This window comes from Massilia sp. YIM B02443, assembly GCF_030411955.1.
Lineage (GTDB): Bacteria > Pseudomonadota > Gammaproteobacteria > Burkholderiales > Burkholderiaceae_D > Telluria.
On record NZ_JASNRA010000002.1, the window covers coordinates 173577 to 196081 of the forward strand.

Sequence of the window (22505 nt, forward strand, 5' to 3'; positions counted from 1 at the left end):
CCTGTCGAAAACGCCCTGCGGGGCGTTTTCTTTGGCGCTGTCACCGCTTGGTGTTGAAAACACCGATCGCCGCTCGCAGCAAGTCATCCGCCGAGCCAATGCGCTCGCCGTCCAGGGCCCAGCGCCAGCCGAGATAATTCGGCAGGTAGCGCGAGGCCACGCCATTGACGCGCGCCAGCCAGTGCCGGAACCGCCTGTGATAACCGTTCACGTTCTGCACGTGCACGGCGCCGCGCACCCGCTCGCCCTGGCGCAGGTTAACGGCCTCATGAGAAATGCCGGCTTCGCGGGCAAAGGCGCGGTAGGCGCCATGGCTATCGGTCACCAGCAAGACGCTGGCATCGAGCACCGGCAGCAGGTGCCGGTGCAGTTGCGCCGCCGTGACGGCGCCGCGCCCGGGCACGAAATCGAAGGTCCGCCCGTCGCGGTCGCGCGCCACCAGCACGCAGTCGTGCTCCTTGCCGATGCCGCGGCGACCGGCGGCGCCTCCGCGCTTGCGTGCCGGACGCGTCATCTGGCGTGCGCCCTTCTGCGACTCGAGCAGGAACAGCTCATCGGCCTCGGCGATGCCGCGCAAGCCGTCGGGTCGATCGTGCTTGCCCAGGTGAAGAAAGCGGTGGCGCCAGCGAAAGCTGGTGTTGCGGTGTATGCCGACCGCCCTGGCGCCGGCGCGGACCGAACTCGAGTCGAGCATCTTGCCGAGGTAGTCGAGCCATTTGGAACGATGCCGCAGCCTGGCCAGCGGCGTGCCGGTCAGCGCCGTGAAGGTCTTGCCGCAAGCGCGGCAGCGATAGCGCTGCAGGCCACGATGCAAGCCATGCCGGTAGCATTTGGCGGCGCCGCAGTACGCGCAGTCGCAGGAGGCTGCGCGAGTGGCGTTGATCAGTGTGCAGACGCGGTCGAGGCCGACCGCCGGCTGGATCAGCGCCAGCAAATGCGCCCGCTGCTGCCTGCTCAGTTGCGACAATTGCGCCGACCATCGTTTGAAGGCTGCCGCTTTCATCATCGCTCCATCTGGTCCCGATACTCGTCAGACCACTTGGCCCCTCAGCAGTTCAATCAATTCAACACGCAACGGTGACAGCGCCTTTTCTTTTTTCCTTCGCGGTATGATGGCGGTTTTGCCGCGCGCGCGGCCCGTACGAAACAACAATGACCATCAAACTCAAGAACGACAAGGACATCGCCAAGATGCGCGTCGCCGGCCGCCTGGCCGCCGAGGTGCTGGCGATGATCAGGGAACACGTGGTGCCGGGCGTCTCCACCGAGGAGCTCGACCGCCGCTGCAACGAATACATCCGCAAGGTGCAGAAGGCCACGCCGGCCAATGTCGGCTACCACGGCTTTCCCAAGACCCTGTGCACCTCGATCAACGGCGTGGTCTGCCACGGCATCCCGAGCGACAAAGAGATTTTGCAGGACGGCGACATCGTCAACATCGACGTCACCGTGATCAAGGACGGCTGGCACGGCGACACCAGCCGCATGTACTACGCCGGGACGCCCTCGCCTGAAGCGAAAAAGCTGGTCGACACCACCTACGAGGCGATGATGGCCGGGATCCGCGCCGTGCGCCCCGGCGCGCGCCTGGGCGACGTCGGCCACGCGATCCAGAAGCTGGCCGAAGGCGCCGGCTTCTCGGTGGTGCGCGACTACTGCGGCCACGGCATCGGCCGCGTCTACCACGAAGAGCCGCAGGTGCTGCACTACGGCCGCCCGAACACCGGCCTGCTGCTCAAGGAAGGCATGACCTTCACCGTGGAGCCGATGATCAACGCCGGCGCCGACGACGTGATCTGCCTCGAGGACGGCTGGACCGTCAAGACCCGCGACGGCTCGCTGTCGGCGCAGTGGGAACACATGATCGTGGTGACCAGGAACGGCTTCGAGATCCTGACGCCGTGGCCTGACCAGAACTAAGCGGCTGATCGTCCATGCATGAAAAAGGGCCGGACCCCGCGAGGGATCCGGCCCTTTTTTCTGCCCGGCCAACAACGGCCGGGCAAGGCATCTACCAGGCTTAGAACTTGTAGTTGCCGGTCACGTAGATCTGGCGGCCCAGCGGATCGGCGTAGCGCGGGTCGAAGCCAACTTGATGGCCCGACGACGAACGCAGCGACAGTGGCGGCTTGCGGTCGAAGATGTTCTTCATGCCGGCGCGCAGCGTGAAGTTCTCGGTGAACGCGTAGCGGCCCTGCCAGTCGAAGGTCGTGAACGACGGCACTTCCAGGCGGAAGTTGCGCACGTTGGCGCCGGTGTTGAAGTTGAACACGGTCGCCGCCGCATCGGTGTAGCCGTTGCGGTAGTTGGCGATCAGGGTGTTCGACAGCTTGCCGGTATCCAGCGAGGTCGACAGGCGAATCACGTGGCGGAACACCACCTCGTTGTTCAGGCCGAAGAAGTTCAGGCTGGTGGTCCACTGGTCGGTGGTGCCCGGCACGGTGTAGTCCGACTTCAGCATGTAGGTGCCGTTCAGGGTCGTGGTCCAGGTGCCGATGGCGAGGCGCTGGCGGCTGGTCACGTCCCAGTCGATACCGCGGTAGTGCGATTGGCCGATGTTGAGCGGCGCGCGCAGGAAGGCCCAGTAGGTGTTGCCGGTCGCCGGTTCGGTGTAGGTGCTGAACAGCTCAGGCACCGACGCCGGGTTGGCCCAGGCCTGCTGCTCGCTGACCGAACCCACACGGTCCTTCATCTTGATGTCCCACAGGTCGAGGCCGGCCGACAGGCGCGCCGACGGTTCCCAGCGCGCACCGATGGTGTACTGCTTCGAGGTTTCCGGACGCAGGTCGGCGTTACCCGACGACAGCACGTTGTACTGGGTGGTGCCCGGACGGCACAGGGTCGCGTCGGCGATCGGGCAGCCCCACGAGGCGGCGGTGAAGCCGGCGTTGACCACCGGCTGGGCGATGTCGAGCATCGACGGCGCCTTGAAGCCGGTGCCGTATGAACCACGGAACAACAGCTGCGGCACCGGCTGGTAGCGGGCCGAGACCTTGTAGGTGGTCTTCGACTGATCCTTGCCGACCTTGCGACCGCTCAGCGCGTCGTCGATGGCGGCGATGTCGTCGTAGCGCAGGGCTGCCGTCAGTTCCAGTTCCTTGGTGATCGGGGCCAGCACTTCGGCGAACACGCCGATGTTCTCGCGCGTCATGTCATACGCGGCCGGCGCGTTGAAGTTGTAGATCACGCCGTTCACGGCATCGCTCGACGGCGTCTGCTCGTAGGCGTATTCGCGGTAGTCGCCGCCGACGGCCAGCTGGGCCGCGCCGCCGCCGAGGGCAAACAGTTCGCGCGAACCGCGCACGTCGAAGGCCTTCAGGGTGGTCGAGGCTTCACGGATCGAGCCGTGATAGACCGAGTTGTCGATGCGCTGCTGGGTCTCGGGGCTGAGCGTGGTGATCGGCGCGAACGGGTTGACGGTGCCGTCGGCCAGCAATGCGCGGAACTCGGTGTTGCGCATGTAGCCGCCGACGTAGCGTTCGTCGATCGAGTTCTGCGACCAGGTCAGCGCGGTGTTGACGTTCCAGCCGGCCACTTCGCCTTCGACGCCGATCACGGCGTGCTTCGATTCGGTGATGGTCTGGCTGTCGCGGGTGCCCCAGTCATACGCGCGGTAGTTGCCGGCGACGCTGCTGACCCGGTCGATCTGCGCCTGGGTCAGGTAGGGGCGCACGTACCGGTCGAACTGGGCCGAATTGGTGGCGACGGTAAACGGCGCGGTATTCGGCGCGATGCGCGCGGTCAGGTCGAAGCGCGAATAGGCGATGTCGGTGAATGCTTCCCAGTTGTCGCCGAGTTTCTTGGTGCCCTTGACGAAGAAGCTGTCACGCTTGTTCTCCGGCAGGATCTCGATGGTCGCGACCGAGTCGAAGGTGCAGTTCCGGGTGGTGGCGGTGTTGTTCGAGCTGACCACGTTCATGGTCGGGCAGTTGCCGTTGGCCAGCAGGTACGGCGAGAAGCCGACCGAGTCCATGCGCGGCACGCCGGCCGGATTGCGGAACGCCACCGTGACGTTGCCTGGCACCGAGGCAGTGCTGGTGTTGTCGTAGACGTAGTTGGCGCCGTTGTACGAGAAGCGGCGGTAGCCGGTGTTGGCGAAGTCGCGGTCGATCGCCTTGATCTGGTCCTGCTCGTCGCGGCGGTAGCTGGCCAGCACGTTCCAGCCGTCGGTGTCGATATCGCCCCAGCCGTAGGTGGCCGCGATGTAGCGCGAGCCGCCGGCGCGGCCGGCGGTCGGCTGGCTGTAGTTGGCTTCGATGTCGCCGCCCTGCTGATTCTTCTTCAGGACGAAGTTGATCACGCCGGCGATCGCGTCCGAACCGTACAGGGCCGAAGCGCCGTCGGTCAGGATCTCGACGCGCTCGACCGCGCTCATCGGGATTGCCTGCAGGTTGACTTCGTTGCCCGAACCTTGCGGCGCCAGGCGGCGGCCGTTGAGCAGCACCAGGGTATAGGATTCGCCGATGCCGTGGATCGAGGCCGAGACGCGGCCACCCGAGTTGGTGCCGGCGGCAACCGCGCCGATAGTGAAGCCCTGCATCGCCGGCAGGGTCTGGACCAGTTCGGCCACGCTGGTGGCGCCGGTCTTGGCGATGGCTTCCTGCGACAGGGGCTGGATCGGCAGTGCGCCTTCCACATTGATCCGCTTGATGGCGGAACCGGTCACTTCGACACGCTGGATCGGCGCGTCTTGTGCGATAGCTTGAGTCACTGCAAGGCCGGTCACCAGGCCGAAGGCGAGCCGCACTGCGCGGGCACCCATCTTCTCTTTCAACATCATTGCACTCTTTCTCTAGTATCAAGGTAAGGCGCGACGCGCTGCCAAGGCCGGACCGCCCCCGTCGTCACGACGCCGTTTGATTATGGCAAGAGTAGTAATGATGGAATAGCGCAACTTTTACGCGCAGATCGCCTGCATGTTTTGGTAAAAAATTAACTTTGTTCGTTTATGCACCCAGAATTGGCGCATCCTCGCCCAATATTGCCCTAACCTGCGTACATGTCGCCAATCGCGGACGCGTAAATATGTGAAAATTTAGCGCAAGAGTCTGTTGTGGAATCACAACTAAATCACGCTTTATTCGGCGGAAAGCCATTCGAAATGCATGAAATTCCACGCTCGGCACATCCAAGAAAAAATAGAGTGTCGCTCTCAAGCGCCATGAATTCTCTCCCGTACGACCATTTCTGGGGGCACAAACGGGAAAAATGCAGGAAAAGAAGTATATTTACACTTGTAAAGCCCACACCGGGGCTGTGTTACAAGCGCGCCCATGGGGAAGAAAAGACGGCGCAGGAGGGGTGTGAAAATGCGCATGGCGCAGCGTCCTTGCGGACACTGCGCCATGCCGGGAAGGCCACAGCCTTCCCGCCAACCCGCCGGCCGCAGCGTCCGGGACGGCGCGGCGGCGGGGCCGGTCAACTTAGAACTTGTAGTTGCCGGTGATGTACAGCTGACGGCCCAGCGGGTCGGCGTAACGCGCATCGTAGCCGACCTGGTGGCCCGACGAGGCGCGCAGCGACAGCGGCGGCTTGCGGTTGAACGCGTTCTTCAGGCCGGCGCGCAGCGTGAAGTTCTCGGTGAACGCGTAGCGGCCCTGCCAGTCGACGGTCAGGTACGACGGCACGTCCAGGCGGATGTCTTCCAGGCCACCGGTATTGGTGTTGAGCACGGTCGCTTCCGCATCGACGTAGCCGTTGCGGTAGTTGACGATGACCGAGTTCGACAGCTTGCCGGTGTCCAGCGTGGTGGCCAGGCGGATGATGTGACGGAAGGTCACGGCATCGTTGTCGCCGAAGCGGTTCAGGCTGTTGGTCATCAGCGCGCTGTTGGACGGATCGCTGTAGTCGGCCTTCAGCATGTAGGTGCCGTTCAGGGTCGCGCTCAAGGTGCCGATGCCGAGGCGCTGGCGGCCGGTCAGGTCCCAGTCGATGCCGCGGTTATGCGCCTTGCCGATGTTCAGCGGCGACTCGATGAAGGCCCAGTAGGTCTTGCCGGTGCCCGGTTCGGTGTAGGTCGTGAACAGCTCGCGGTAGGTATCGACGTTGTCCCAGGCCTGCTGCTCGCTGACATAGCTCACCGCGTCGCTGATCTTCACGTCCCACAGGTCGAGGCCGGCCGAGAATTTCGGCGACGGCTCGAAACGCATGCCGATGGTGAACTGCTTCGAGGTTTCCGGACGCAGGTTCTCGTTACCGCGCGACCATACGTTGTACTGGGTGGTGCCTGGACGGCACAGGGTCGCGTCGGCGATCGGGCACAGGCGTGGCGAGGCGGTGAAGCCGGCGTTGACCTGCGGCGAAGCGATGTCCAGCATGTCCGGGGCCTTGAAGCCGGTGCCGTACGAACCGCGGAACAGCCACACCGGCGACGGCTGGAAGCGCGCCGAGACCTTATAGGTGGTCTTCGATGCGTCCTGGCCAACCTTGCGGCCGAGCACGTCGTCGTCGATCGCCGAGATGCTGTCGTAGCGCAGCGCAGCCGACAGTTCCAGCTGCTTGGTGACCGGCATCAGCAATTCGGCGAAGGCGCCGACGTTGTCGCGCTTCATGTCGTAGGTGGCCGGGGCGTCGAAGTTGTAGATCACGCCATTCAGGGCGTCGCTCGACGGGGTCTGCTCGTAGTGGTACTCGCGGTAGTCCGCGCCGACTGCCAGCTGGGCCGCGCCGCCGGTCAGGGAGAACAGCTCGCGCGAGCCGCGCACGTCGGCCGCCTTCAGGGTGGTCGAAGCCTTGCGGATCGAGCCGTTGTAGACCGAGTCGCGGATCTGCTGCTGGACCGATGGCGAGCGCGCGCCGTCCGGTTCGAACGGGTTGATGGCGCCGCTGCCGATCAGGTTGCGGAATTCGGTGTCGCGCACGTAGCCGCCGACGTAGCGCTCGTCGATCGAGTTTTCCGACCAGGTCAGGGCGCTGTTCACGCTCCAGTCGCCCAGTTGGCCTTCGACGCCGGCCACCGCGTGCTTCGATTCGGTGATGGTCTGGCTGGCGCGGGTGCCCCAGTCATAGGCGCGGTAGCTGCCCGAGACTTCGTCGACGTTGGCCAGCTGGTCGGCGCTCAGGAACGGCGCCACGTACTGGTTGAAGTTGGCCGAGCCGAGCGGCACGCTGAACGGCACCGGGTTGGCGGCGATACGCGCGGTCAGGTCGAAGCGCGAATAGGCGATGTCGGTGAACGCTTCCCAGTTGTCGCCGAGCTTCTTGGTGCCCTTGACGAAGAAGCTGTCACGCTTGTTTTCCGGAACGATTTCCATCGCCTGGACGAAGTCGAAGGTGCAGTTGCGCGAGGTGGCGTCGTTGTAGATGCCCTTGTAGGTCATCGGCGCGCAGTTGCCGTTGCGCAGGCCATACGGCGAGAAGCTGATCGGCTCGCGGCCCGGCTGGTCCGGGTTCAGGAAGCTGACCGCGACGTTGGCCGGGTTGCCGTAGCTGCTGGTGGTGTCGTAGATGTAGCTGTTGCCGTTGCGGTTGAACGGAACCCAGGCCGACGAGGCGAACTTGCGCTCGGTGGCGCGGATCTGGTCCTGCTCGTCGCGGCGGTAGCTGGCCAACACGTTCCAGCCGTCGGTGTCCAGGTCGCCCCAGCCGTAGGTGGCCGCGATGTAGCGCGAGCCGCCGGCCTGGCCGGCGGTCGGCTGGCTGTAGTTGGCTTCGATGTCGCCGCCCTGCTGGTTCTTCTTGAGGACGAAGTTGATCACGCCGGCGATCGCGTCCGAACCGTACAGGGCCGAAGCGCCGTCGGTCAGGATCTCGACGCGCTCGACCGCGCTCATCGGGATCGCCTGCAGGTTGACCGCGCTGCCCGAACCTTGCGGCGCCAGGCGGCGGCCGTTGAGCAGCACCAGGGTATAGGCTTCGCCGATGTCGTGGATCGAGGCCGAGACGCGGCCGCCCGAGTCGGTGCCGGCGGCGGTGGCGGCGACGGTGAAGCCCTGCATCGCAGGCAGGGTCTGGATCAGTTCGGCAACGCTGGTGGCGCCGGTCTTGGCGATGGCTTCCTGCGACAGGGTCTGGATCGGCAGTGCGCCTTCCACGTTGATCCGCTTGATGGCGGAGCCGGTGACTTCGACGCGCTGGATCGGTGCATCCTGGGCGACGGCTTGCGCCGCGGCGACGCCGGCCACCAGGCCGAAGGCGATCCGCACTGCGCGGGCGCCCATCTTCTCTTTCAACATCATTACGCTCTTTCTATAGTTTCAACGGTAAGACCGATGCAGATCGGAAGACGATTTCGTCCCTTCGGCACGGCCCCGAAAATTGATTATGGCAAGAGCGTCAAAGATGCAATAGGGTAAGTTTGTAAGGAAACACGCGGACAGAAGCATGCGACAGGCATGAAAATACGCGAATTCTCACTTAAAAATATGTCTTCTCCGGCGAACAACTGTTTATCTTGCAGCTACATGCAATTTATATTGATGTCAATACAATGGTGGGAAAAAGCGAGAAAACGTTGCGGAGGTACAACTTAAGTGTGGTTTATTCGGTACAAGGTCACGCTACAGATCGTCTTTAAGCCGCCAGGCGCGAAAAAAAACGGCCCGGCGCCAGCCGGACCGCTTCCATGCAGCACTCAGAATGTATAACGTGCCGACACCGTGAAGTAACGTCCATACGGGTTATGCAGGCCTTCGTTGTAGCCGGCCAGAGGCGCGCCCGACGAGGCGCCATAGCGCGGGTCGAACGGCGCCGCCTTGTCGAACAGGTTCTGGATGTTCAGCGTCAGGGCCAGGTTTTTGATGCCGGTATAGGTATAGCCGACACCGACGCGCCACCATTCCTTCACTTTGCAGTCCGGGAAGAACTCGAGGTAGCGCGGCACCGCAATGCTGGCGCTCGGCATGGCGGCATTGGTGGCCGGCTGGTAGTGGCAGAACGGCCGCTCGTACTCGGTCTCGCCGTCGTACAGGCGCAGCAGCGACACCGGGCCGGTGTAGTTCAGGTTGGCGCTGAAGCTGTGCGCGCCTTGCTGCAGCGAGGCCGAGAAGTTGGTCTTCCAGCGCGGCAGGCCGATCGAGATCACGCTCCAGTCGGCGTAGCCGGCGTCATAGCCGACCAGGTTGCGCTCGGGCAGGCCATGTTCCGCCGTCGCCGTGTACGAGTGCATGTAGGCGGTGGTCAGCTTGGCGCTGAAGTTGCCCCAGTCGCCCAGATTCTTGCGCCAGCCGACGTCGATGTCGACCCCGCGCACTTCGATCGAGCCCTTGTTCAGCCACGGTTCGCGGATCATCAGGAGCGGACCGGTGCCGGGGATCGGATTGCCGGCAGCGTCCGTCACCCAGTTGAGCGGGTTGGTGTCGCGCACCACCAGGCCCGGATTGCTGTCTTCGTTGCGCAAGGCGTCGCTGGCCGAGCCCAGCGCCACTTCGTCCTCCTTGCGGATCTTGTAGAAGTCCAGGCCGATGTCGAGGTTGTTGAGCGGCGACAGCAGGATACCGAAGGTATAGCTCTTCGCGGTCTCGGGTTTCAGGTCGGGATTGGCGCCGCCGGTGCCCGAGGCCGACTTGTTGCAGTCGGCTTCGACCGCGCCCGGCTTCGGAGTTTCCTCGTCGGGCTCGCAGCGTTTCGGATCGTACAGGCCGGACAGGAAGAACTGGGCGCCGCCCGGCGTCACCTGCGACAGCGCCGGCGCGCGGAAGCCTTCCGAATAGGTGCCGCGCAGGGCCAGCAGCGGGGTCACGGTCCACTTGGCGCCGACTTTCGGCACGAAGTTGGTCTTGATGCCCGGGTACTTGTCCCAGCGGCCGGCGAAATCCATCTCGAAGTTCTTCAGGAACGGCGTGCGCATCTCGATGAAGGCCGATTTGACGTCGCGCTCGCCGTCGATGACGGTGTTCGCCAGGCCATATATCTGGCCGGTGGCGAGCAGCTCGTCGGGACGCATGATCAGCTTTTCGCGGCGCGCCTCGGCGCCCAGCGCCACCCCGATCGCGCCGCCGCCCAACTGGCCGAACTCGGTGCTGGCCTTGACGTCGAACTGCAGGATCGAGGATTTGTCCTTGCTCATGGTGCTGCGGAACAGGTCCGGATTGGCCGATACTTCCGCCAGCGTGGCGCCCGTGTTCAGGGTACGCAGCACCGGCAGGTAGAGGCGGCCATGGTAGCCGTCCTCGCGCCGCGCCTCGTTGTACAGCACCGCCGTTTCCCAGTCCCAGCCCAGGTTGGTGCCCTGCAGGCCGGCCATCAGGCGGCCGTTCTCGTTGATGGTCTCGCTGCCCGAGGGCGCGTTCTCGAAGCGGTAGGCGACCGAGGCGCGCGCGTTCGGGAATGGATTGTCCGGATGGCCGGCCGGCAGGATGGTCTGGTAGCTGGGGGCGATGCCGGTGGCGGTGAAGTTGGTCACCGGGGTGGTGCCGATCGTGATCGGCGCCAGGGTGTACTGGCGCTCGCTGCGCGCATACGCCGCTTCGGCGAAGGCGCGCACGTTATCGCCCAGCTTGAGCACGCCGCGGCTGATCAGGCTGGCGTCCTTGCCGGCGCCGGTGCCCTCAAGATATTGGTTGGTGTCGAAATTGCAGAAGGTGCGGCCGATGAACACGCTCTGGGCCGACAGGCCCATGGCGGTCGAGCCGACCAGCTGGCGCGACGGGTCGCAATTGGCGTTGTACACCAGGCGCTGGGCGGCGTTGGCCTGGGTGGCATTGAACACACCCGACCCCGGCGCCGTTTCGCGGTACACCGCCGGGACGCCCGAGACCGTGCTGCCGTAGGGCGTGGCATAGCGGTTGCTGAGCAGCCGGTACTGTTCGAACTCGATGTCCTTGACGTCTTCGCGCAGCACGCGGTCGCGCTCGGAGATGTCGCCGGTGATGAACACATTGTAGCCGTCGTTCTCGACGTCGCCGGCGCCGAGGAAGAAGTTGGCGCCCTTGCGGCGGAACTGGCCGTCGTCGTTGGCGCTGGCGCGCGCCGAGATTTCGCGGCCCTGGTAGTTGGACTTGGTGATGAAGTTGATCACGCCGCCGATCGCATCCGAGCCGTACACGGCCGAAGCGCCGTCGCGCAAAATCTCGACCCGGTCGATCGCGGCCAGCGGGATCGCGTTCAGGTCGTACAGGGTCGAGTTGCCGGCGTTCGGGTCGGCGTAGGCGGCCGGGGTCATGCGGCGGCCGTTGAGCAGGATCAGGGTCGAGCTCGAAGACAGGCCGCGCAGCGAGGCGGTCGAGACGCCGCGCGAGAAGCCGCCGTCGTTGGTGTCGAGATTGACGTCGGTGCCCATCGACGGCACCAGCCGCATCAGTTCGGTGACGGTGGCGGCGCCGGTCTCGCGGATCTCCTTCTCGCTGATCACCTGGATCGGCTGGGTGCCCTCTTTCTCGGTGCGCTTCAGGTTGGAACCGGTGACGTGGACGGTCTGGGCGCCGGCGCCGGCATCTTGCGCCAGCGCGGCAGGGAGCGGCGCGATGGCCAGCGATACGGCAATCACGCCCGTTTTCAACAGTGGCTTGTGCATGGTTTTCCTCTTGGCTTCGTTTTAGTTTTGAGACTGCTTCATGTACGCACGAAGTACATACATCAACTTAGTCTCGCAAACTTATGCCTACGAAGAAACAATTTTCTTAACAAAACCACATGGCGACTACAATTCTGTTGTAAATAGATAACATCACATGTTGTTTGCTGTTTTCCTCATAAACCCAATTATTATTTGCATTAAATGGATATTCTCCACGCATAAGACGAAAATCGCGCTTGCATATACATCGAGGAGAGGTGCCAAGTTAGTGCGTTCTTGCGCAACGGATACATACGATTGTGAACTTTCGCGCCGATTCCGACCTGGTCCGGTGCAGCAGCATTCAGCTTGCATGCGCCCTGCCCCGAACCTGTGCAACCATGAAAAAAGCCGCCCGGCTTGCACCGGGCGGCTTCTGGTCACGTCGACCGGATCGTTCGCGCGTCAGAAGGTGTAGCGCGCCGAGACGGAGAAGTAACGGCCGTACGGGTTATGCAAGCCTTCGTTGTAGCCGGCCAGCGGTGCGCCCGACGACGCGCCATAACGCGGATCGAACGGCGCCTTTTCGTCGAACAGGTTCTGGATGTTCAGCGTCAGGGCCAGGTTCTGGAAGCCGGTGTAGGTATAGCCCACGCCGACACGCCACCATTCCTTCACTTTGCAACCCGGGAACTCGCTCAGGTAGCCCGGCACCGCGACGCTGGCGCTCGGCATGCTGGCGCTGGTGGCCGGCTGGTAGTGGCAGAACTGCTGCGCATATTCCGTCTGGTTGTCGTAGCGGCGCGCCAGCGACACCGTGCCGGTGTAGTTCAGGTTGGCGCTGAAGGCGTGCGGACCGCGGGTCAGCGATCCCGACAGGCTGGTCTTCCAGCGCGGCAGGTCGATGCCGCTCGACAGGTTCCAGTCGAGCAGGCCGGCGTTGTAGCCCACCAGGTTGTGCTCGGCGTCGCCCGGCTCCTGCTGCAGCGTGTACGAGTGCATGTAGGCGCTGGTCAGCTTGGCGCTCAGGTTGCCCCACGCGCCCAGGTTCTTGCGGAAGGCGACGTCGATGTCGACGCCCTGCACTTCGACCGAGCCCTGGTTGGTCCATGGCTGGCGCACCATCAACAGCGGGCCGGTGCCGGGAATCGGATTGCCGTTGGCGTCCGTCACGAAGTTGGCCGGATTGGTGTCGCGCACCACCAGGCCCGGGTTGCTGTCTTCGTTGCGCAGTGCATCGAACGCGCTGCCCAGCGCGACTTCGCCTTCCTTGCGGATCTTGTAGAAGTCGAAGCCGAAATCCCAGTTGGCGGTTGGCGAGAACAGGATGCCGAACGAATAGCTCTTCGAGGTTTCCGGCTTCAGGTCCGGATTGGCGCCGCCGGTGCCGGATGCGGACTTGTTGCAGTCGATTTCGGTCGCGCCCGGACGCGGGGTTTCCTCGTCGGTCTCGCAGCGCTTCGGATCGTACAGGCCGGACAGGAAGAACTGGGCGCCGCCCGGGGTCACCTGCGACAGCGCCGGGGCGCGGAAGCCTTCGGCGTAGGTGCCGCGCAAGGCCAGGCTGTTGGTGACGGTCCACTTGGCGCCGACCTTCGGCACGAAATTGGTCTTGATGCCCGGGTACTTGTCCCAGCGGCCGGCGAAGTCCATCTCGAAGTTCTTCAGGAACGGCGTGCGCATCTCGATGAAGGCCGACTTCACGTCGCGCTCGCCGTCGATGATGGTGTTGGCCAGGCCAAAGATCTGGCCGCTGGCGAGCAGCTCGTCGGGACGCATGATCAGCTTTTCGCGGCGCGCTTCGGCGCCCACGGCCAGGCCGATGGCGCCGCCCGGCAGCTGGCCGAACTCGGTGTTGGCCTTGACGTCGAACTGCAGGATCGAGGCCTTGTCGTCGGTCGAGGTGCTGCGGAACAGGTCCGGATTGGCCGACAGTTCGGCCAGCGTGGCGCCCGCGTTCAGGGTGCGCAGGGTCGGCAGATACAGGCGGCCCTGATACGTGTCTTCGCGCCGCGCTTCGTTATACAGCACGCCGGTTTCCCAGTCCCAGCTGCCGGCGCTGCCCTGCAGGCCGGCCAGCAGGCGGCCGTTCTGGTTGATGGTCTCGGTGCCGCTCGGGGCGTTCTCGAAGCGGTAGGCGACCGAGGCGCGCGCATCCGGGAATGGATTGTCCGGGTGGCCGGCCGGCAAAATCGTCTGGTAGCTCGGCGCGATGCCGGCCGCGGTGAAGTTGGTGGTGACGCCGGTGCTGATGCCGATCGGCGCCGCGGTGTACTGGCGCTCGGTGCGGGCGTAGGCCACTTCGGCGAAGGCGCGCACGTTCTGGCTCAGCTTGAGCACGCCGCGGCTCATCAGGCTGGCGTCCTTGCCGGCGCCGGTGCCTTCCAGGTACTGGTTGGTGTCGAAGTTGCAGAAGGTGCGGCCGATCCACACGCTGGAGGCCGACAGGCCCATGCCGGTCGAGCCGACCAGCTGGCGCGACGGGTCGCAATCGGCGTTGTACACCAGGCGCTGGGCGGCGTTGGCCTGGGTCGCGGTGAACTGGCCCGAGCCGGGCGCGGTCTCGCGGTAGAACGCCGGCGTGCCGGAGACGGTGCTGCCGTACGGCGTGGCGTAGCGGTTCGAGAGGCGCTGGTACTGGTTGAACTTGATGTCGCGCACTTCGTCGCGCTGGACCCGGTCGCGCTCGGAGAAGTCGCCGGTGACGAACACGTTGTAGCCGTCTTGTTCCAGGTCGCCGGTGCCGGCGAAGAAGTTCACGCCCTTGCGCTTGAAGTTGGCGTCGTCGTTGGCGCTGGCGCGCGCCGAGATCTCGCGGCCCTGGTAATTGGACTTGGTGATGAAGTTGATCACGCCGCCGATCGCGTCCGAGCCGTACACGGCCGAGGCGCCGTCGCGCAGGATCTCGACCCGCTCGAGGGCGGCGATCGGGATCGAGTTCAGGTCGTACAGGGTCGAGTTGCCGTTGTTCGGGTCGGCGTAGGCGGACGGCGTCATGCGCCGGCCGTTCAGCAGGATCAGGGTCGAGGTCGACGACAGGCCGCGCAGCGAGGCGGTCGAGACGCCGCGCGAGAAGCCGCCGTCATTGGTGTCGAGATTGGTATCGGTGCCCATCGACGGCACCAGGCGGATCAGCTCGGTCACCGTGGTGGCGCCGGTCTCGCGGATGTCCTTGGCGGTGATGGTCTGGATCGGCTGGGTGCCCTCCTTGTCGGTGCGCTTCAGGTTGGAACCCGTGACGTACACGGTCTGGGCGGCTTCCGCGCCGGCGGTTTGCGCCGTGGCGAATGGTGTCGCGGCAAGCGCCAGGGCGACCGCGATCACGCTCTGCTTCAGGTGTGGAGTGTTCAAGTTTTTCCTCTCGGTGCAATGTCGTTTTCCCGGATCTGTGTCCGATATGCATGTTATGCATGCCGAATCAGTCTCTCAGACGAGTGCACGAAAAGAAATGTTTTTCCTATCGAAACCGTGAAAAATCACACTTTTGTTGTAAAAGCAAAACACTGAATATTATTCTCATGAATCTGAATATAGATATATGAAATTCTGCATCCTGACGAGAGTTTTCGACTTTCAGTCATTTTTTTACACAAAAATACGATACTCAAGTCGGTAAAAATATGGCATGCATACGTCATAAAACCATGAACTCGTGACATTTTCATCTCGTAGACACGGGTTCGGCTATCGCCCGATAGCGGCGCCACGGCTGCACGGCGCGAAAAAAAGCCCCGGACGCCTTGGCGGCGTCCGGGGCTGTACGAGCGACCGGAAGTCGTGCTCGAATGCGCTTATTTCGCGTTCATCAGCGCCACGGTGGTGTCCAGCATGCGGTTCGAGAAGCCCCACTCGTTGTCGTACCACGAGGTGACTTTCACCAGGCGGCCCGAGACTTTGGTCAGGGTCGCGTCGAAGTTCGACGATGCCGGGTTGTGGTTGAAGTCGACCGAAACCAGCGGATCGGTGTTGTAGGTCAGGATGCCTTTCAGGGCGCCTTCCGATGCGGCCTTCTTCATGATCTCGTTGATTTCTTCAACGGTGGTGTCGCGCTTGGCGATGAACGACAGGTCGACGATCGAGACGTTGATGGTCGGCACGCGGATCGCGAAGCCGTCCAGCTTGCCGTTCAGTTCCGGCAGCACCAGGCCGACCGCGGCGGCGGCGCCGGTCTTGGTCGGGATCATCGACTGGGTCGCCGAACGGGCGCGGCGCAGGTCTTCGTGCATCACGTCGGTCAGCACCTGGTCGTTGGTGTAGGCGTGCACGGTGGTCATCAGGCCGGTTTCCAGGCCGATCGCTTCGTTCAGCGGCTTGACCAGCGGCGCCAGGCAGTTGGTGGTGCACGAGGCGTTCGAGATCACGGTGTCGCTGGCTTTCAGCACGTCCTGGTTCACGCCGAACACGACGGTGGCGTCGACGTCCTTGCCGCCCGGGGCCGAGATGATGACTTTCTTGGCGCCGCCCTTCAGGTGGGCCGAGGCCTTCTCTTTGGTGGTGAAGAAGCCGGTGCACTCCAGCACCACGTCCACGCCCAGCTCGCCCCATGGGATCTCGGCCGGGTTGCGCTGCGCGAACACGCGGATCTTGTCGCCGTTGACGATCATGTTGTCGCCCTCGACCGTGACGGTGCCCGGGAACTTGCCGTGGGCGGTGTCGTAGCGGGTCAGGTGGGCGTTCGACTCGGCATTGCCGAGGTCGTTGATCGCCACGATCTCGATGTCCTGCTTCTTGCCGCCTTCGTAGAAGGCGCGCAGCACATTGCGGCCGATGCGGCCATAACCATTGATTGCAACTTTGATCGTCATGCTCTGCTCCTGATTTAGAAAAAAACTTTTTTGGAAACGAACAGTGTAGAACGGGCTGCCCCGAGGGGCAGCCCGTATCCGGCAAACCTTATGCGATCACCGCTTTGGCTTTCGCCACGACGTTCTCGACGGTGAAGCCGAAGTGCTTGAACAGCACCGGCGCCGGCGCCGATTCGCCGAAGGTGTCGATGCCGACCACGGCGCCTTCCAGGCCCACGTACTTGTACCAGAAGGCGGTCACGCCGGCTTCGATCGCGACACGCGGGGTGCCTTTGGTCAGCACACTTGCCTTGTAGGCGGCGTCCTGGCGGTCGAACACGTCGGTCGACGGCATCGAGACCACGCGCGCGGCGATGCCTTCCGCGGCCAGCGCGTCGAAGGCCTTCACGGCCAGTTCGACTTCGGAACCGGTGGCGATCAGGATCACTTTCGCATCGGCGCTGTCGCGCAGCACGTAGCCGCCCTTGGCGATGTCGGCCACCTGCGCCGCTTCACGCGCCATGAACGGCAGGTTCTGGCGCGAGAAGATCAGGGTCGACGGACCGTCCTTGCGCTGGACTGCCGCGCCCCATGCCACCGCCGATTCGACGGTGTCGCACGGACGCCAGTTGTCCAGGCCCGGGATCAGGCGCAGCGACGAGACGTGCTCGATCGACTGGTGGGTAGGACCGTCTTCGCCCAGGCCGATCGAGTCGTGGGTGAACACCGAGATCGAACGCACCTTCATCAGGGACGCCATGCGCAGCGCGTTGCGGCTGTAGTCCGAGAAGGTCAGGAAGGTGGCGCCGAACGGGATGAAGCCGCCGTGCAGGGCGACGCCGTTCTGGATCGCCGACATGCCGAATTCGCGCACGCCGTAGTTGATGTGGTTGCCCGCGATGCCCGAACGCACCGGCACCGATTCCTTCCAGTTGGTCAGGTTCGAGCCGGTCAGGTCGGCCGAGCCGCCCAGGAATTCCGGCAGGGTCGGCGCCAGCGCCTGGATCGCGTTTTGCGAGGCCTTGCGGGTGGCGATGGTTTCGGCTTTGCTCACGCAATTGGCGATCGCGGCGTCCAGCGCTTGCTGGAAATCGGCCGGCAGCTCGCCCTTCATGCGGCGTTCGAGTTCGGCGGCCAGTTCAGGGTAGGCGCCACGGTAGCCGTCGAACAGGGTGGTCCATTCGGACTCGGCGCGCGCGCCGCGTTCTTTCGCGTCCCATGCTTCGTACAGTTCGGCAGGAATGTCGAACGGGATCGGGTCCCAGATCAGGTGCTTGCGCACGGCCGCGATCTCGGCGTCGCCCAGCGGCGCGCCGTGGACCTTGTCGCCGCCTTCCAGGTTCGGCGAACCCTTGCCGATGATGGTCTTGCAGCAGATCAGGGTCGGACGGTCCGACTGCTTTGCTTTCTCGATGGCGGCATCGATGTCGGCGACGCTGTGGCCGTCGACTTTCGGGATCACGTTCCAGCCATACGCCTCGAAGCGCTTCTGGGTATCGTCGGTGAACCAGCCTTCGACGCGGCCGTCGATCGAGATGCCGTTGTCGTCGTACAGCCAGATCAGCTTGTTCAGGCGCAGGGTGCCGGCCAGCGACGCCACTTCGTGCGAGATGCCTTCCATCAGGCAGCCGTCGCCCAGGAAGGCGTAGGTGTAGTGGTCCACCACGTCGTAGCCCGGACGGTTGAATTCGTTACCCAGCAGCCATTCTGCCAGCGCCATGCCGACCGAGTTGGCGATGCCCTGGCCCAGCGGACCGGTGGTGGTTTCCACGCCCGGGGTGATGCCGACTTCCGGGTGGCCCGGGGTCTTCGAGTGCATCTGGCGGAAGTCGCGCAGGTCGTCCATGCTCAGGTCGTAACCGGCCAGGTGCAGCAGCGCGTAGTGCAGCATCGAACCGTGGCCGTTCGACAGCAGGAAGCGGTCGCGGTTGATCCAGCCCGGATTGGCCGGATTGTGGCGATAGTGCTTGTCCCACAGGGCAACGGCGATTTCCGCCATGCCCATCGGCATGCCCGGGTGGCCCGAGTTGGCCTTTTGCACAGCGTCCATCGCCAGCGCGCGGATCGCGTTGGCCATCAGGGTGGTGGTTTGCGTAGATTTCATGGAGATCGAGGATCAGGGATTGGAAGGCAGTGGGCCTGCGGCGGGCCGTAGCCCGTTATTTTACCAGAGCATGCGCGGCCGAAGCCGAAAGCGGTCTTCGCCGCAGTTGCATCTCCTGCCGTCATAAAAGAAAAAAGCCCGGTGCACGGGCACCGGGCTTTCGGGGTCGACGCGCCGATCAGAACCGGACGTTTGCACCCAGGGTGATGTAACGGCCGATCACGTCGTAGGTCTGCGGGAAGGTATTGCCCGCATTGACGCTGGTCGAACCGATCGAGCCGCCCACGATCGGCGGCTTCTTGTCGCCCAGGTTGTTCACCGACAGGGTCAGGCGCACGTTTTCGTTGAAGCGCCAGTTGGCGTTCAGGTCGACGTAGTGGTAAGCCTTGATGCTGGCGTAGGCCGGGAAGAAGTCGGTACCGCCCGGTTCTTCGATCACCGCGCTCTGGTAACGCCAGTTGTAGCCGACCGAGAAGGCGCCGACGTTCCAGGTCGTACGCTGGATGAACTTGCGCTTGAACATCGGACCGCTGACCACGTTGTTGCAGGCCACGCTGTAGTAACCGAGGCAGTCGCGCTCGAGCGAGGTCGGGGTGGCCTGGAACTTGTAGTCGGTGACGAAGTTCGCGCCCAGGCTCAGGTCGAGGCTGCCATAACGGCTGTCGAGACCCAGCTGGCTCATGTTGGCGCGGTAGGCCACGTTCAGGTCGAAGCCGGCGGTGCTCTGGGTGCCCAGGTTCGACTGCGGGGTCAGCACGCCGCGCGCCTCATTGCCGTTCAGGGTGCCGTTGATCGTGTTACGGCCGATCATTTCGCAATAGCTGTTGAACGTCAGGCCCGGGTTCAGGCCCGGGTTGTAGCAGCCGTCCAGGATGTCGGTGGTCGACGGCGACGAGACCGCGTCCTCGATCTCGATCTTGTAGTAGTCGACCGACATCGCCAGGCGCGGCAGCGGTTCGAGCACGAAGCCGAAGGTCCTGGTCTTGGCCGATTCCGGCCCCAGTTCCGGGTTGCCGCCGCCCAGGTTGTTGATCTGGCCCGACGACGGACCCGGCAGGCTGCCGATCTCGGACAGCGGCACGCCGGTCAGGCGGCACAGGTTGGCCAGGGTGCCGGCGGTATTCGCATCGCCCGCGCTGATGTTGCGGCCCTGGCACGGGTCGGTCGCCAGGTTCGACAGGCCGGTGACGCGCGGTGCGAACAGTTCGTTGACGTTCGGCGCGCGGGTCGCTTTCTGCAGCATGCCGCGTACGCGGAAGCTCTGCACCGGCGCCCATTCGCCGCCCGCTTTCCAGCTGCCGTAATTGGTCTTGCTGTTGGTCTTGAAGCTGGTTTCGCGGTAGCCCAGCTCGGCATTCAGCGAACGCATGAACGGCTTGTTCTTGACCAGCGGCACGAACATCTCGACCGCGTATTCCATCAGCTTGAACTCGCCGCGGCGATCCGGGGTCGGCGCGCCGGTGCCGAGCACCTCGCCCTGGATCTGCGAGGCGGCGTCGGACTGGGTATTGGCGGAGACCTTGCGGTGCTCGGCCATCAGCGACACGGCGATCGGGTCTTCGGCGAACGGGCTGCGGATGGTTTCGCCCAGATTGCCCGACACGGCCAGCTGGCCCACGTCCTGCTGCACTTTCTGGCGCAGCATGGTGGTCTGGTTGATGAAGGCGATCTGTTCCGGCGTGATGGTGCCTTCGGCGCCGAACACGTTCAGCGGCACGCAGCCGTTGGCCGGATTCACGCAGGCGGTGGTCGACAGCGCGTTCAGGGCCTGCTGCACGCGCGTGCCCGAACCCCAGTTGATGCGGGTCTGGGTCTGCTCGGCGGTGCCGCGGCTCCAGTAGGTGTCGTAGGTCCAGTCGCCGATCAGGTCGCCCTTCAGGCCGATCGTGTACTGCAGCGTCTTGTTTTCGAAATTGCTGTAGCGCGGACCCATCTCGGTGAAGCGGCGGTTGACCAGCAGCGGCACGTTGGTGGCGTTGCCGGCCACGCAATTGGCCAGCGGGATGCCACGGCGCAGGCACAACTGCTCGCGCATCGGCTGCGGAATGTACGGGTTGCCGATCGGGACGTTGTAGGTGTTGCCGAAAGTGCCGGTCTGGGCCAGCGCCGACATCACTTCGCTGCCGGTGTAGAACACGTCGGTATATACCTCGGCGTGGTCGTTGATGCGGAAGTTGGCCAGCGAGGTGACCTGTGTACTGTCGAGGCCGGTCTGGTAGTAGTTCGACGGGTTGGTGTTCCATGGCACTGCCGGCGACACCAGGGCGCCGGTGGCCGGGTTGATCTGCCAGTTGCCCGCCAGGGTGGTGGTGCCGCCCGGGCCGATGCCGGTCGAGAACACGCCCGGCACGGCGGTGAACGAGCCGGTCGGCTGGCCGGTCACGGAATTGAGGTTGATGACGCTGAAATCGCGCTCGCCCTGGGTCACCGGATCGGACTTGGTCTTGCCGATGCTCAGCACCACGTTGCCGCGGCCATCTGCCAGCGAGCTGCCCATGGTGAGGTCGGTGCGGCGGCGCTTGGTGTCGTGCTCGTCGGCGGTGGCGCCGTAGGTGGTGGTCAGGTCGACGCCGGTGAAGTTGCGGCGCAGATTGAAGTTGGCCACGCCGGCGACGGCGTCGGCGCCGTACACCACCGAGGCGCCGCCGGTCAGCACGTCGACGCGGTTGATCAGCGCGAGGGGAATCGAGTTGGTGTCGACCGTGCCGTTCAGGTTGAACGGCACGATGCGGCGACCGTTGATCAGCACCAGCGAGCGGTTCGCGCCCAGGCCACGCAGGTCGATCGAGGCGCCGCCGCCGGTGCCGTTGTTGGTGCCGGGGCCGGTGGCCGGGGTCGCCGAAGGCAGGGTCTTGAAGAATTCTTCGACCGCGATCGGCTGGGTGCTGCGGATTTCTTCCGCCGTGACCGACGAGATCGGGCTGTTGGAGGTAATGCCGGGCGAAGTGATGCGGGTACCCGTGACTTGCACGACGTTGGCGGATTGCTGCGCCAGGACAGGCAGCGAGGTCAGGCCCGCGACGACCAGGGTGAGACGTACAGCTCGCGTGATTGCTTTCTCTTTAATCATTCTTATATTCCCACGTATTGAACAACATGAAATGCGGCCAAACTTGGTGCTACGCTCTACGGCGATTCGAATGCCTTGCAACCTCCTTTCGACGGTGTCCCGGTGACGTATTGATGAGTATGTACGTACATCCATAGGACCATTTTTAATTGATTTATGTCAATGACATATAGCAATGTGTCGGAAAAATGACACGCACTTTTTGCCATATGCATATGCCTTGACTGCCGGCTTTTTTCAGGCCGTCTGTTCCATCGCGGACGGGCACACTACAATGCGCCGTTACCGATCTTTTCCAGGCCCCGCATGCCCCGCTTTTACTGCCCCCAGGCGCTCGTTCCCGGCGCCACCGTCGAACTGCCGGCCGACGTTGCCCACCACCTGCATGTGGTCCGGCTCCAGCCGGGCGCCACGCTCACACTGTTCAATGGTGATGGCGGTCAATACGTCGTTACCCTTGTTGAGTTATGCAAAAAGCGGGCCAACGTACATATCGACGCCTTCGAGGCGGTCGAGGTCGAGACCCCGTACGCGGTGACGCTGGCCCAGGCCCTGCCGGAAGGATCGAAGATGGACTGGATCGTCGAGAAGGCGGTCGAGCTGGGCGCGAGCGCGATCCAGCCGCTGGCGGCGCAGCGCAGCGTGGTGCGGCTGTCTGGCGAGCGTCTTGACAAGCGTCTGGCGCATTGGCAAGGCGTAATAGTTTCCGCATCAGAACAGTGCGGCCGCAACCGCCTGGTGCAGTTGCACGCACTGGCCGAGATCAAGCCGTGGCTGGCGGCACCCTCCCCGTCGCCACGGATTCTGCTTACGCCGCGCGCCACGCAATCGCTGGCCGGCTGGGCAAAGGCCAATCCGCCGCAGGCGGTGACGCTGATGGTAGGGCCGGAAGGCGGCTTCACGCCGGAAGAAGAAGACGCGGCACGGGCGGCCGGCGCGATTGCGCTGTCGATGGGGCTGCGCGTACTGCGCACCGAGACCGCCGGGCTGGCGGCGCTGACGCTACTGGCAGGTGCATGGGGCGGGATCTGATCCGCCTGTATCGGGGATGGTCAGAATTCGATTCTATTTGATGATCGAATGTCTTATTTATAAGCGCTGTTTTTCGAAAAA

General features: G+C 64.0%; 10 protein-coding genes. 2 read left to right on the top strand and 8 right to left on the bottom strand.

Annotated features, from left to right (window positions below; translation table 11 throughout):
• Positions 1-40: 40 nt before the first annotated feature.
• Complete coding sequence (locus QPK27_RS03140) at positions 41-1003, bottom strand: IS1595 family transposase (protein WP_290416958.1); 963 nt, start codon at positions 1001-1003, stop codon at positions 41-43.
• A gap of 149 nt (positions 1004-1152) precedes the next feature.
• Between QPK27_RS03140 and map the strand changes: the two genes are divergently transcribed.
• Complete coding sequence (map, locus tag QPK27_RS03145) at positions 1153-1920, top strand: type I methionyl aminopeptidase (protein ID WP_290416749.1); 768 nt, start codon at positions 1153-1155, stop codon at positions 1918-1920.
• 100 nt (positions 1921-2020) lie between these two features.
• Here the strand turns inward: map and QPK27_RS03150 are convergent, their stop codons facing one another.
• From QPK27_RS03150 to QPK27_RS03180, 7 genes are all read right to left on the bottom strand, one after another.
• Entirely contained in the window at positions 2021-4780 is a 2760-nt protein-coding gene (locus QPK27_RS03150; protein ID WP_290416750.1) for a TonB-dependent receptor, read from the bottom strand.
• 643 nt (positions 4781-5423) lie between these two features.
• Positions 5424-8177: a TonB-dependent receptor gene (locus QPK27_RS03155; RefSeq protein WP_290416751.1), complete on the bottom strand. Its 2754-nt coding sequence runs from the start codon at positions 8175-8177 to the stop codon at positions 5424-5426.
• Between the two features lie 395 nt (positions 8178-8572).
• A complete protein-coding gene (locus QPK27_RS03160) occupies positions 8573-11452 on the bottom strand; it encodes a TonB-dependent receptor domain-containing protein (protein ID WP_290416752.1) in 2880 nt (959 codons plus the stop codon).
• 447 nt (positions 11453-11899) lie between these two features.
• Positions 11900-14785 carry a TonB-dependent receptor domain-containing protein gene (locus QPK27_RS03165; protein WP_290416753.1) on the bottom strand — a complete coding sequence of 962 codons (2886 nt, stop codon included), beginning with the start codon at positions 14783-14785 and terminating at the stop codon, positions 11900-11902.
• Positions 14786-15225: 440 nt separating this feature from the next.
• Positions 15226-16239, bottom strand: a complete 1014-nt coding sequence (gene gap, locus QPK27_RS03170; RefSeq protein WP_290416754.1) for a type I glyceraldehyde-3-phosphate dehydrogenase — start codon at positions 16237-16239, stop codon at positions 15226-15228.
• Between the two features lie 88 nt (positions 16240-16327).
• A complete protein-coding gene (gene tkt, locus QPK27_RS03175; protein WP_290416755.1) occupies positions 16328-18322 on the bottom strand; it encodes a transketolase in 1995 nt (664 codons plus the stop codon).
• Positions 18323-18500: 178 nt separating this feature from the next.
• Complete coding sequence (locus QPK27_RS03180; RefSeq protein WP_290416756.1) at positions 18501-21392, bottom strand: TonB-dependent receptor domain-containing protein; 2892 nt, start codon at positions 21390-21392, stop codon at positions 18501-18503.
• Positions 21393-21698: 306 nt separating this feature from the next.
• Here QPK27_RS03180 and QPK27_RS03185 point away from each other — a divergent pair, with 306 nt between their 5' ends.
• The gene (locus QPK27_RS03185) at positions 21699-22424 is read left to right on the top strand and encodes a 16S rRNA (uracil(1498)-N(3))-methyltransferase (protein WP_290416757.1); all 726 of its coding nucleotides are present in this window, start codon (positions 21699-21701) and stop codon (positions 22422-22424) included.
• The last annotated feature ends 81 nt before the right edge of the window (positions 22425-22505 follow it).